Below are 12,727 nucleotides of genomic sequence, written 5' to 3' on the forward strand. Positions count from 1 at the left end.
CTCCTTACTGCAATACATTGAGCTGTTCGATGTTCGGGTCTTCCGGGCCGGTCATGCTACAGCCCTTTGCCTTGGCATATTCAATATAATTTAAAATTTCGCGTGTGATTTTTTCACCTGGTGCCAGAATCGGGATGCCGGGCGGATAGCACATGACAAATTCACTGCAAATACGTCCTTCGGTTTCGCGCAGCGGCAGGCTGACTTTTTCGGCATAAAAAGCCTCCTGCGGGGTGGCGACAACTTCCGGGTCGATATACTCCTGGCTGAGCATGCCGCTCGGGTCGCGCTGAAAACGACGTCGAATCTCTGCCAGTGCACTGACCAGACGTTCGACCTCCTGTACGCGGTCTCCGATAGACAGGTAGGCCAGAATGTTGCCGATGTCACCGAATTCGATCTGAATATCGTAGTCATCGCGGAGAATATCATACACCTCAATACCCGCCAGACCAATATCACGCGTGTGAATGCTGAGCTTGGTTGGGTCAAACGCATAGATTGCGTCGCTGTCCACCAGTTCCTGACCAAATGCATCATACCCGCCGATCAGATTGATTTCACTGCGCGCATATTCGGCCAGCAGGCGCACCTGCTCGAAGACCTTCCGGCCGCGCAGCGCCAGATTCCGGCGGGAGATATCCAGGCTGGACATGAGCAGGTAACTGCCGGACGTCGTTTGAGTCAGATTGATGATCTGTCGGACATACCCGGCATGGACATTGGGGCCGGTCAGCAGAAAACTGGACTGGGTCAGGCTGCCGCCGCTCTTGTGCATGGACACAGCAGCCATATCTGCCCCCGCTGCCATAGCGGAAACCGGAAAATTCTCGCCAAAATAGAAATGTGTACCGTGTGCTTCATCGACAAGGCAGAGCATGCCCGCTGCATGTACCATACGGACGATCTCACGAAGGTCAGAACAGATACCGTAATAGGTCGGATTGTTGACCAGAACGGCAACTGCACGCGGATGCTCTGCAATTGCTTTGGCGACTTGCTCGCGCTTCATGCCGAGTGAGATGCCGAGCCGTGTGTCGACCTCCGGGTTGATATAGACGGGAACTGCACCGCAAAGCACCAGCGCATTGATGACGCTGCGGTGTACATTGCGGGGAAGAATGATCTCATCGCCGCGCTTGCAGGCAGTGAGCACCATGCTTTGTACTGCGCTGGTCGTGCCGCCCACCATCAAAAAAGCCTGTGCTGCACCGAATGCATCGGCGGCCAGTTGCTCCGCTTCACGGATGACGGAAACCGGATGGCACAGATTATCCAACGGTTTCATGCTGTTTACATCCACACCAACGCACTGATGCCCAAGAAATGCCGTCAGTTCGGGATTGCCGCGACCGCGTTTGTGCCCCGGAACATCAAAGGGAACCACCCGAATGCGGCGGAACTGTTCCAGCGCTTCATGAATCGGCGCACGATTCTGATCGAGTGCATATGTCGAATTCCCCATTCTCTCACCTCATTTTTTCAAAAAAAATAAAACGCAGGACCTGCGCCATACTTTGAGCGCTGTCTTGCGTTTCCATTGTGCTGACAAAATGAGAACCTGCTGTGCTACGTCCGGTTGACCTGCCATGCGGGCACAGGGCAACAGAAGGGAGGTTCTTTTTGAAATTACATTGGATATTGTCAGAGTCTATATAGCAATCATACTTTTACTACTCGTATTGACCGTTTCACAAGCAGCACCCCGCGGGCGCTATTCGGTTTATAAGAAACCAACTGGTTGTTAAGCAACCAACTTATAAAATTTGAGCTTTTAACTCAATCAATAGGCAACAATGTTGCCAGTCGGCAGTGGACCCGGCTGTCCGTATGGCCTTGACTTCATCTGTGAAGTGGTCCAAGAATAATTGCTTTAGAAAGACTCTGTCAATCTATCTTTCCAAAACTGGAATCATTGTAGCATATCACAGAAATCCTGTCAAGAAATTTCTCTGAGATCAATTCCAGACATGCCTTGAGAAAGGGTTGAAAGTATTTTCCATGATTAAATTGATTATTTTTTGATTATAAGATATAATTCTTTATATGTCGTTTTGTCGGGCACCTTGTGTTCCCGTCGAAATCAGATAAAATATAAAGAAATTTTTCAGATAGGAGAGAGAAATGCTTCAGATCATTGAACAAATCAACACATATGTGAACAATTTTATCTGGGGAATTCCGGCCATGATTTGTATCATTGGCGTGGGATTATATCTGAGTATTCGGACCCGGTTTATACAGATTCGCAAATTTCCACTTGCGGTAAAAACGGTTCTGGGCAGGCTTTTCCGGAAGGATGAAGCCGGGGACGGCTCCATGACACCGTTCCAGGCGGTCTGCACAGCGCTGGCGGGAACAGTAGGAACCGGAAACATTGCCGGTGTTGCCGGAGCCATCGCAATCGGCGGTCCCGGCGCAGTCTTCTGGATGTGGTGTTCTGCATTCCTCGGCATGTGCACCAAATTCGCAGAAGTCACGCTCGCCGTCCATTTCCGCGAACGCAATTCAGACGGTGACTGGGTCGGCGGCCCGATGTATTACATCAAAAACGGCCTGAGCAAGCACTGGCATTGGCTCGCTGCCGCCTTTTCACTGTTTGGCGTGCTCACGGTATTCGGCACAGGCAATGCGACGCAGGTCAATACCATTATTACATCCATCGATTCTGCACTTTTTAGCTATGGTGTGTTGTCGGAATCTTTTGCAGGCACGTTTAATCTGATTGTCGGTATTGTTATTGCAGGTCTGGTTGCATTGATCCTGCTGGGTGGAATTAAACGCATCGGAACTGTCACGGAAAAGCTGGTTCCGTTTATGGCGCTGCTTTATATCATCCTCGCATGTGGTGTCGTTGCCATCAACTATCGGCGTATTCCTGAGGTGTTTTATTCTATTGTTTATGGCGCATTCTCCCCGCGCTCCATCACAGGTGGTGCGGTAGGCACGTTTTTCATGAGCATGAAAAAGGGCGTTTCCAGAGGCATTTTCTCCAATGAGGCGGGACTCGGCACGGGTTCCATTGCACACGCCTGTGCCGATACAAGTGATGCGGTCAAGCAGGGCCTTTTCGGTATTTTTGAGGTATTTACTGACACCATCGTCATCTGTACGCTGACTGCACTGGTTATCCTGTGCAGCGGTATTCCGGTGAGCTACGGTGAGGCCGCCGGTGCAGAATTGACGATTCAGGGCTTTGTTTCGATATATGGCAACTGGGTTACTATTTTTACTGCAATTGCCATGTGCAGCTTTGCATTTTCCACAATTCTCGGCTGGGGTCTGTATGGCTCGCGCTGCATCGAATTTCTGTTCCATTCCAATAAGGTAATCAAGCCGTTCATGGTTGTATATTCACTGGTTTCCATCATCGGCGCTACCATCGATCTTGGCCTTCTGTGGGATATCGCAGAAACGTTTAACGGACTGATGGCCATTCCCAACCTGATTGCGCTGTTCCTTCTGTCCGGAACAGTCGTTCAACTGGTCAGGGAATATTTTGCGAAAAAACAGAGCAAATCCTGATTTTTCGCAGTACACAAGTACATAGAACTGTGATAATCCTCTGCCGGTTTTTCCGACAGGGGATTTTTTATTGTCATGACCTGCTTTTTCTTATATGGAGTGAATCTGCTTGACAGGTAAACGATGGTTTACTATAATATAGGTAAACGAATGTTTACTTCACAGATAGGAGCATTATGAGCAATACAAAGGAGAACATCCTGCTGACAGCCCTCCGGCTGTTTGCCAGAGATGGATATGAAGCGGTTTCGGTCAGTCAGATTGCCGGTGCGCTTGGAATGACGAAAGGCGCCTTGTATAAGCATTATAAAAACAAACGGGATATTTTTGACAGTATCCTTGTGCGTATGGAGCAGATGGATGCTGAACACGCCCGCCGGTACGAAGTTCCGGAGGGAACGCTGGAACAATCGGCAGAGGATTATCAGAACACATCAATCGAACAGATCATTGTATTCAGCAAAGCACAGTTTCAGTATTGGACAGAGGAGGAGTTTTCGTCCTGCTTCCGAAAAATGCTGACATTGGAACAGTACCGGAATGAGGAAATGGGCGCATTGTATCAGCAGTATCTCGGATTAGGGCCGCTTCAATATGTGACAGATCTGTTCACAAGCCTGAACATTCCGGATGCACGCGAACAGGCCGTTGCGTTTTATGCTCCTATGTATTTGCTGTACAGCTGTTATGACGGCACAACGGACAAAACCGCAGTTGCAGCCTTGCTGGACAGTCATTTTGAAAAAATGCGAAGCAGGCTTACGAAACAATACCAATAGAAAGTGGTGAAAGATATGACCATACGAAAAGAACAGCCAAACGACTATTTTACAGTGGAAAATCTGACGCGCGAAGCCTTCTGGAATGTGTACCGTCCCGGTTGCATGGAGCATTATGTGCTACATATGCTGCGGACGGATCCCTCTTTTGTGTCAGAGCTGGATTATGTGATAGAAGAAGAAGGGAAAATCATTGCGCATATTGCATATGCTGAGGGCGTGCTCAGAACAGAAGCTGGCACACAGAGACTGCTGCTGTTCGGCCCAGTCAGTGTTTTACCGGAGCAGCAGGGCAGGGGATACGGTGCACAACTGATTTCATTCACGTTAGAAAAAGCAAAAGAGCTGGGCTATCCTGCGGTTGTCATCACGGGGAATCCGGACTACTACAGCCGATTTGGGTTTGAAAGTGCTTCAAAATATGGTATTTTTTACGAAGGTATGGATCCAACGGAAGAAGCTCCGTTTTTTATGGTGAAGTTTCTACAGGATGCTGCTGCCGGAACTATCCGGGGCGTTTATTCCGACCCGCCCTGTTATTTTACAGCGCCTGATCTTGTCGAAGCGTTTGATCGCCAATTCCCTCCCAAAAAGAAGGAAAAACATTCAGGACAGCTTGAATAAATACAGGCATACCCTCTTGCGCATGTACTGACTTTGTGGTATTATACAAATACTCTTTGCACTGCATACCTCTACAGTACAAACTGAACAGGCCGGAGCGACGCGCTCGGAGCCGGGTCACACATGTGACAGTGGAAGGATCACCCACGGGACAGTAAGTTACATTACTGGTTTCGTGGGTGTTTTTTATTGTTGGAACCTCCGCGAAGCAGATGTCATAGAGTTGTCACACATTTATTTTGGAGGTAACTGATATGAAAAATCATCCGAAAACCTGCTCTCCTGCGGAATTTGAGCGGGTTGCTACAAAAGTATCCATGGTCAGTATCGTGGGCAATCTGATCCTTTCCGTCTTCAAGGCATTGGCCGGTGTGATTGCACATTCTGGCGCCATGATCAGCGATGCGGTGCATTCCGCATCCGATGTATTCAGCAGTATCATTGTCATCATTGGCGTAAGAATCTCCGCCAAAGCGTCGGATGACGAGCATCCATATGGTCATGAACGATTTGAATGCGTGGCTGCGATTGTCCTTTCCGTGGTGCTTTTTCTCACAGGACTGATGATTGGCATTGGTGCTGTCCGCAATATTGCCGGAGGTGACTATCAAAATCTGACGGTACCCGGCGTGTTATCTTTGGCCGCCGCATTTATTTCCATTATCGTCAAAGAAGCCATGTACTGGTACACCCGCTCTTATGCCGAACGCTATGATTCCAGTGCACTGATGGCAGATGCCTGGCACCATCGCAGCGATGCACTTTCCTCTGTCGGTGCACTGATCGGTATTGCCGCGGCCAGAATGGGCTTTCCGGTGATGGATGCGGTTGCAAGTCTCGTAATTTGTTTTTTTATCGCCAAAGCCGCCTATGATATTTTTAAGGACGCGATTGACAAAATGGTCGATCACTCTTGTGAAAAAGAAACCGAAGCAGCTTTGCTCGACTGTGCGAGCAGTCAGCAGGGCGTACTCGGAGTTGATGTGCTGCACACCCGCGTGTTCGGCAATAAAATCTATGTGGATATTGAAATTTCAGCGGACAGCAGTTTGTCTCTTGCGGAAGGTCACCAGATTGCAGAGCAGGTGCATACTGCAATCGAGCAGCAATTCCCCAAGGTAAAACATATTATGGTTCATGTCAATCCCTCGGAGGTCTCCGTTGCGGCAGCCTTACCTGAGCAGTCAGAAAAAACAGCGACAAAAAACAGCTGATTTATATTTTATGCGCTGAAATTTTTAAATCATAAATATCAGATGTTGACAATCGCTGCTGCCGGATTTATAGTATAGAAAAGTTCAAATGATCCCGTTTTATCAGAGCCAGACGCTTAGACGCAGAGCCTGTCCTTCCAGATGGAAGGCGGTTCTGCGTTTTTATTGCAGAAACAGGAGGAATGAGTTATGTCAGTTATTATAGCTTTCATGATGTATGCCGTTATCATCGCGATTGTGGCAGCTGTGGCATACCTTGTCATTAAAAAAGCAGTCAAGGATGCCCTGTGTGAGTATGACCGGGAGAAGCACAATTGAAACACGCATCCCGCTTGGGCTTGCCATTCAAGCGGGATGCACCAGGGCAGACTCTGAATCTAAAGACGAAAAGCGGTTGATACCACGGAATAACCTGTGATATCAACCGCTTTATTTTATGGTGCCGGTGACCGGACTCGAACCGGTACGCTGTCGCCAGCGGTGGATTTTGAGTCCACTACGTCTACCAATTCCATCACACCGGCATGGTAATGCAACAAAAATATTATACATAACTTTATCCGTTGTTGCAAGTACTTTTTGAAAAAAATCCGCCTGAATGTTAATTCAGGCGGATTGCATGATCTCACAGTTAAAACTCACCGTTTGATTCATCCCATTCACCGAGCAGCTGGAATGCTTTGTAAACAAACAGACAGACCGAGAGGAGGAATGCAATCAGTACGAATTTACGGTGTTTTTTGAAGAAATCGGAAAAAGTTGCGCCGAGCAGGACGCCGAATGAAACCAGCATTAACTGAAGAATCTGAATCTCTGAGAGCATGTATTTGCGCAGAAGGGAAGTGATACGCTGGCTTGCGGCAGTATAGCCTGCCCGAACGAGATCACCTGCATTTTCAAGGCGTGCAGCGGCAAGGTCACGGTAATCTCCGGCTTTTTTGAAAAACGTACAACAGTTTGTCATGATGGTTTTTCTCCTTTCTCTTTCGTGTCCGCGGCAGAATGGCGGCGGGCAAAATATTTGCGGCGGCTTGCCTGTTTTTTCTTATCAGAAATCATTTTTCGGCGAACCTCTTCCGAGGTGGAACAGGACTGCCGACCCTTTGGGGAAACATGTCCGACACGCATTTCCAGTGCATCCAGCAAGTCCGCGGTATCGATACAGTGCTGGCTTTTGAGCGCTTCGGCGAAAATCAAGCCGCAGGCGCGTGCATCGGACAACGCTTCATGGTGGTTCAGGACAATATTGAGATCATTGCAAACAGTATCCAGCTTATGGTTTTCCATCTCCGGCCACAGCAGCTGAGAGATCTTAACCGTGCAGACATAATCAAAGGTGGGAATCGCAATTCCATAATACTCCAGCAGGCGGCACAGAACGACGGTATCAAACGCAGCGTTGTGACAGACGATCAACTGACCATCAATGCTGTCCCGAATCTGTTCCCAGACCTTGTCAAAGGTCGGTGCATCCTTCACCATAGTTGCCTTGATTCCGTGAATACGGACGTTGTACCAGTTGAATTTTCCATATTCCTCAGGCGGGCGGATGAGCGTATAGGTCTCACGAACGGGAACGCCGTCCTCGAATTCGACAATACCGATGGAACATGCGCTGAGCATGGATGCATTTGCTGTTTCAAAATCGATTGCAGTGAATTTCACAAGTGGTCCTCCAATGACTGACGGCGAACGCGCTCTTCTGCAATGCGAAGAAATTGGTAAAATGGTGCGATTCGCTTGAGATTTGCTATCATTATATCATAGAATGTGCCGTCAAACAAGGTGGTATAGTCCTCACAGGAAAAACTGGCGCCGATATTCTTTCGATTGAGCCAGTGCCGATCCTCTTCCGGCGCATCGGGATAGGGCGGGCGCTTATACGGATCGCCGTATAGGCTGAAATCCGGCGCCTGTTCCAGTGCGCGTCTGGCTTCCAGATAATGCTTGTCGTGATGCAGGATCATCTGGCGATATTCCTCGCGCACAGCGGATGGAATATCATAATAGCCTACACCATACCCCCAGCTTTCCTGTTCAATCTCAAAATAATAGCACAGTGAGCTGCCAAGGCGTTTTTTCGGGTGACGAAACACAATCCAGATATGATCGCGGTACAGATCCTTGTTTTTTGTGAAACGTGTATCACGGCGGACACGGGCAACCGATTTGGATGGGATGGTTACAAACTGCGGATCAATTTCCAACATATGAGGGCTCATTTCCTCAACCAGTGCATAAAACGGCTCCGTCACCAGTTTCTTATAGACATCCTTATGCTCATCATACCAGCTCTTGCTGTTGCGCAGATGGTTTTCTGCGAGGAAATCCAGCATATCCGGCGTAAATTGATTAAAAATCATACAGAGACTCCTTCTTTCTGGCATTGGTTTCTATTGTATCGCACATTGCCGTGTCTTTCAAATCCAATTTAACATGATTATTTATGTATAAATCTGGCGCACTGCGTGCAATGACTTATTTTGCTTGGCAGAGTATCATAAAAATCACAGAGTTCCTCCCGTTTTTCTGTCAATAATAACGATTCATTTAGGAATCCTGCTGTCCAGGCAGCAAGATTTATAATGTGAAGCGCAATAATTGCAATGGAAAACGGAAATTAGACCTGATATCATGAAAAAAAGGAAATTAAAGCCCTGATTTATACGAAATACGATGCAAATGTGTAATTTTTTGAAGAAATGTACACCTGAATCGCTGCTGTTCGGATTCTCCGGGCACATGAAAGAATCGCTTTTGCTTTATTCAGGAATTGCACAGGTGGATCATTGCAACGATTTTGTTATTGGTTGCAACAGAACGGAGGACGAGAAGATATGCTGTTGCCGCATGAAAAGGGGCTGGAACCGATGTCAGAGCTCTATGAAGCCACACCATCTGATCGCGCTGCAAGATTGCTGTATTTTTTACAGCGTTCAGGATATTTTTACTGCGATACAGATTATTATATAGAGCACACAGGACAGGATGGTTACCTGCTGTTCTATGTGACGAAAGGGAAGATGTGCGTATTTGCACACGGTGAAAAAGCAATCATTCATGCCGGTGAATGCGGTTTCATCAACTGTAATGAAGCGCACAGTTATCGCGCAGTTGAATCGTTGGAGTATATGTGGATCTACTTCAACGGTGCCAATACAAAGATGTTCTGGAAGGAAATTTTCAAAGAACATGGGCTTGTCATTCCGGCAGAGTATTCTGCATACATCCGCGACCAGATGCAGCAATTTCTGCATCTGCTGCGCACAGCAGGTTGTATGGAAGAAACAACGGCTTCCCGTATGCTGTATGATATCATATACAGCATGCTGGATGACGGAGCGGCCGACAAATCCGATGATCCACTGATTGCCAGCGTACAACAATATCTGGAGCTTCACTTTTCGGAGGATGTATCAACTGCTATGCTGGCAAAAAGATTCCATTTGAGTGTATCGCAGTTTAACAGAAAATTCCGAGCAGGCACAGGACAGTCGCCTCATGAATATCTGGTAAATCTGCGTATCAGTCAGGCAAAAAAGTTGCTGAAAGAAACAGAACTGTCTGTTACAGAGATTGCAGGAGCAGTCGGTTATGCATATGATACGAGCTTTGCCGCTGCATTTCGCAGCAAGGTAGGAATGTCGCCCAGACAATTTCGCAATTTTTTAGTTTAAAAAGAGCAATTTGCAACAGTTCTTGCGCGGTTTGATTCGGTTAATTATGCAATGGTTTTGTATAATAAGCACAATAAATGATGCAAAAATCAACGATCAAATCGTGAAAATTGCCCCATATCTGTACATGCAGCAAAAGAAAATGCAGGTTCAGGACAATAACATCGATCTTCTTTCCCATATCCCAAACGGTATGAGAAACAAAACCGTGCAGCATCACGGCTGTGCATTTCTACGTATCGGCTGAGATGTAGGATAAAAGATAAATACATCAGAAAGAGAGAAACACAGGAGGAAAGTACAATGAAAATGAAGAAACGACTTTTATCGATTGCGCTTGCAGGCGTAATGACGGCAGGTTGTCTGACAGGCTGCGGTTCCTCTGGCGGAGATACGGCAGCGGGCGGAGACAGCGGCTCCGGCAGCTCGTCCGGCGGAGATTACAAAATCAGTGTGATTTTGAAGACCACTTCCGCGGAATATTGGCAGTACGTCAAGGCCGGTGCTGAGGCTTATGGCGAAGAAAACGGTGTTTCGATTGAAGTAAAGGGCCCGACTTCTGAAACTGCTTATGATGAGCAGCAGAACATGATTGAAACCGACCTGAATTCCGGTGCATATGACGCACTGGTCATCGCTCCACTTCAGGGCGATCAGATAGCAACCCTGATTAAGGGAACAGAGATGCCGATCCTGGCGGTCGATACCAACATTGATGCACCGGAGGTTCTTTCCTTCATCGGTACCGGCAATGAGGAAGCAGCTGCACTGGGCGGTAAGACCGCTGTCGAAGCTGCAAAGGAAGCTGGCTGGGAGGAAATCAAGGCGATTGAAATTTGTGGTGTTCAGGGTGACTCTACCAACACTGCACGTTATGAAGGCTACAAAAAGGGCATCAATGAAGCAGGCGGCGAGTTCCTGGAGAGTGAAACTCAGTATGCAGATGCAGTAGCAGATAAGGCAGTTACCTGTATGGAAGCTATCATGCAGACTCATCCGGAAGGCGTTGCAATCATCTGTGCAAACAACGACGATATGGCAATGGCAGCTGCACGTGCAGCAAAGGGAAATAAGGCGTATGAAAATACGATCTTCCTCGGCTTCAATGGTGACCGCGCAGCGTGTGAAGCAATTCTGGCCGGCAACGAGACAATGTCCGTTGTTCAGGATGCTTACGGTATGGGCTACAAGGCAGCAGAAGCAGCAGTTGCAGCACTGAACGGCGAAGAGCTGGATGAGTTCATCGACTCCGGTACAGGCGTTGTTACCAAGGAAAATGTTCAGGAACGTCTGGACGAGCTGGATAAGTATCTGAAATAAGGGAATCCCGAAAGAGCAAAATCCATGAACAATACAATGCCCTTATCGGTAGAAAACACCGATAAGGGCATTCTTCATCTGGACAGGTGTACCGTACCGTATTTTGTGCCGAGAACAAAATATCAGAGGACTATACCGCGCACCTGTTGGAAAACTCTCTCTCGGAGAAAAGGGTGAACTGTCAATGAGTGAATATATCGTAGAGCTGCGGGATTGTACCAAAACATTCCCGGGTGTTGTGGCTCTCGACAAGATGCAGCTTGCGGTCAAGCCTGGCGGCTTGAGTCAGTGCGCACATGCGGACATTTTGGAGAGGTATCCCGATCATGATTCATGGTCGGGATTTCTGTTTGGCGCTTTAGTCCGTGAGGTTGCATCGGAATTTGATGCCGATTTCCGTTGTATACTGCCGTTGGGTGGGTGATTTGCGTTTGGTTAGGTATTGATACAGCAGGCGGAGCGGGAGCCAGGCCTGCGTTTCGGCATCCTGCCCGATGGCAAAATCCACAACGCCTTCGCGGATCATCTGAAGGTTGTCCGCAGTCAGGTCATGAACCACAACATGTACCTGTCCCTGCTTGCTGGCGCGGCGGATGGCCTGATAAACACCGCTGCGTCCGACTGAGGAGAGATAAATGCCGGAAAGATTGTCCACATCCCGCAGGGCACGGGCGGTAATGCGCTCCGCCAGATCCTGATCCAGAAAGCAATATTCCGGCGACATTACCGTTACATTGGGGAAGGACTCGCTCATTTCGGACAAAAAGCCGCTCAGACGCTGCGTATCCGCGAAGTGTCCGCTTTGCTGTCCGAGAATCGGAAGTACGCGTCCGGTGCCGCTGATGGTGAGTCCCATCAGCGCGGCGGCTGTGCGACCGCAGGCAATATTGTCCGGGCCGACATAGGCAAGCCGCCCGCAGTCCGCGATATCCGTATTCAGCGTGACAATCGGCAGTCCATGGGTTTCAGTCAGTTCGTTGATCTTATCCCGCACTTGGTTGCTTGCCAGTGGCATCAGCATCAGACCGTCAATCTGCTCGTTTTCCACCAGCTCATCAATCAGCGCGAGCTGATGTAGCACGTTCGTACCGTCCATGATGCGCACGGTGGGGGAAATCGGGAGAATTGTCTGACTTGGAAAGCTCCGGATCAGCTCCGCCAGAGACTGCACAAAGTCGGATGCACCGGTATGCAGCACCACGCCGATGCGCAGCGGACGAATATCAGTCAGAACGTTGCCGTGGCGGGGAATGTAGCCCATCTCTCGCGCCTTTTTCTTGATACCTTCCGCAACCTCCGGGCGCACTCCTTCCCGTCCTCGCAGCGCGCGGTCTACTGTGCCGCGTGAAACGCCGCATGCCTCTGCAATCTGCTGTAATGTCACAGCCATGTTGCATCCCTCTTTCTCAGTCATTTTGCTGTCCCTATCATAGCACAGTCGAAGTCGTTTTGCCAGTCCGATTTGTGATATATTTCCCGATAAATTTTTATAAAACGTGCATTGTTTTCTCGTGCAAATGATACTTGTAGAGCAATATGCCTAAAATGTATGAAGATTTTTTGGATATATTTACGATACTTTGCACGG

The 12,727-nt window shown here is 48.3% G+C and carries 12 protein-coding genes, 1 tRNA gene and 1 riboswitch; of the genes, 7 read left to right on the forward strand and 6 right to left on the reverse strand.

Features of this window, described 5'->3' with window-relative positions:
* Positions 1 to 4 precede the first annotated feature (4 nt).
* Positions 5 to 1,465, reverse strand: coding sequence for an aminotransferase class I/II-fold pyridoxal phosphate-dependent enzyme (locus tag ACLM7Z_RS10700; RefSeq protein WP_435645004.1), 1,461 nt, complete (start codon positions 1,463 to 1,465; stop codon positions 5 to 7).
* Positions 1,466 to 2,124: 659 nt separating this feature from the next.
* Here ACLM7Z_RS10700 and ACLM7Z_RS10705 point away from each other — a divergent pair.
* The 5 genes from ACLM7Z_RS10705 to ACLM7Z_RS10725 all read left to right on the forward strand — a co-directional run bounded on the left by ACLM7Z_RS10705 (position 2,125) and on the right by ACLM7Z_RS10725 (position 6,460).
* Positions 2,125 to 3,525, forward strand: coding sequence for an alanine/glycine:cation symporter family protein (locus tag ACLM7Z_RS10705; RefSeq protein ID WP_435645005.1), 1,401 nt, complete (start codon positions 2,125 to 2,127; stop codon positions 3,523 to 3,525).
* 176 nt (positions 3,526 to 3,701) lie between these two features.
* Positions 3,702 to 4,304 carry a helix-turn-helix domain-containing protein gene (locus ACLM7Z_RS10710; RefSeq protein WP_087021467.1) on the forward strand — a complete coding sequence of 201 codons (603 nt, stop codon included), beginning with the start codon at positions 3,702 to 3,704 and terminating at the stop codon, positions 4,302 to 4,304.
* 15 nt (positions 4,305 to 4,319) lie between these two features.
* Positions 4,320 to 4,928 carry a GNAT family N-acetyltransferase gene (locus tag ACLM7Z_RS10715; RefSeq protein ID WP_435645006.1) on the forward strand — a complete coding sequence of 203 codons (609 nt, stop codon included), beginning with the start codon at positions 4,320 to 4,322 and terminating at the stop codon, positions 4,926 to 4,928.
* Positions 4,929 to 5,001: 73 nt separating this feature from the next.
* Positions 5,002 to 5,085: riboswitch (NiCo riboswitch) on the forward strand.
* A gap of 97 nt (positions 5,086 to 5,182) precedes the next feature.
* Positions 5,183 to 6,142: a cation diffusion facilitator family transporter gene (locus tag ACLM7Z_RS10720; protein ID WP_087021462.1), complete on the forward strand. Its 960-nt coding sequence runs from the start codon at positions 5,183 to 5,185 to the stop codon at positions 6,140 to 6,142.
* Positions 6,143 to 6,331: 189 nt separating this feature from the next.
* Entirely contained in the window at positions 6,332 to 6,460 is a 129-nt protein-coding gene (locus ACLM7Z_RS10725) for a hypothetical protein (RefSeq protein ID WP_273348988.1), read from the forward strand.
* Between the two features lie 119 nt (positions 6,461 to 6,579).
* Here ACLM7Z_RS10725 and ACLM7Z_RS10730 read toward each other — a convergent pair.
* The 4 genes from ACLM7Z_RS10730 to ACLM7Z_RS10745 all read right to left on the reverse strand — a co-directional run bounded on the left by ACLM7Z_RS10730 (position 6,580) and on the right by ACLM7Z_RS10745 (position 8,505).
* Positions 6,580 to 6,666 (reverse strand) — tRNA-Leu (locus tag ACLM7Z_RS10730).
* Between the two features lie 107 nt (positions 6,667 to 6,773).
* Entirely contained in the window at positions 6,774 to 7,106 is a 333-nt protein-coding gene (locus tag ACLM7Z_RS10735; protein ID WP_087021459.1) for a hypothetical protein, read from the reverse strand.
* A complete protein-coding gene (locus ACLM7Z_RS10740; protein WP_087021456.1) occupies positions 7,103 to 7,807 on the reverse strand; it encodes a 3'-5' exonuclease in 705 nt (234 codons plus the stop codon). The genes ACLM7Z_RS10735 and ACLM7Z_RS10740 overlap by 4 nt, the downstream gene beginning before the upstream one ends.
* Positions 7,804 to 8,505, reverse strand: a complete 702-nt coding sequence (locus ACLM7Z_RS10745; RefSeq protein WP_165761157.1) for a DUF2461 domain-containing protein — start codon at positions 8,503 to 8,505, stop codon at positions 7,804 to 7,806. Before ACLM7Z_RS10745 ends, ACLM7Z_RS10740 begins: the two co-directional genes overlap by 4 nt.
* Before the next feature lie 474 nt (positions 8,506 to 8,979).
* Between ACLM7Z_RS10745 and ACLM7Z_RS10750 the strand changes: the two genes are divergently transcribed.
* Together ACLM7Z_RS10750 and ACLM7Z_RS10755 are read left to right on the forward strand one after the other, a co-directional pair.
* Positions 8,980 to 9,819: a helix-turn-helix domain-containing protein gene (locus tag ACLM7Z_RS10750; RefSeq protein ID WP_087021450.1), complete on the forward strand. Its 840-nt coding sequence runs from the start codon at positions 8,980 to 8,982 to the stop codon at positions 9,817 to 9,819.
* A 303-nt stretch (positions 9,820 to 10,122) separates the two neighbouring features.
* Positions 10,123 to 11,139 carry a sugar ABC transporter substrate-binding protein gene (locus tag ACLM7Z_RS10755; RefSeq protein ID WP_165761156.1) on the forward strand — a complete coding sequence of 339 codons (1,017 nt, stop codon included), beginning with the start codon at positions 10,123 to 10,125 and terminating at the stop codon, positions 11,137 to 11,139.
* A 358-nt stretch (positions 11,140 to 11,497) separates the two neighbouring features.
* Here the strand turns inward: ACLM7Z_RS10755 and ACLM7Z_RS10760 are convergent, their stop codons facing one another.
* The gene (locus tag ACLM7Z_RS10760) at positions 11,498 to 12,529 is read right to left on the reverse strand and encodes a LacI family DNA-binding transcriptional regulator (RefSeq protein ID WP_435645007.1); all 1,032 of its coding nucleotides are present in this window, start codon (positions 12,527 to 12,529) and stop codon (positions 11,498 to 11,500) included.
* Positions 12,530 to 12,727: the final 198 nt, after the last annotated feature.

It is taken from the genome of Butyricicoccus porcorum (assembly GCF_051246315.1).
GTDB classification, from domain to species: Bacteria; Bacillota; Clostridia; order Oscillospirales; family Butyricicoccaceae; genus Butyricicoccus_A; species Butyricicoccus_A porcorum.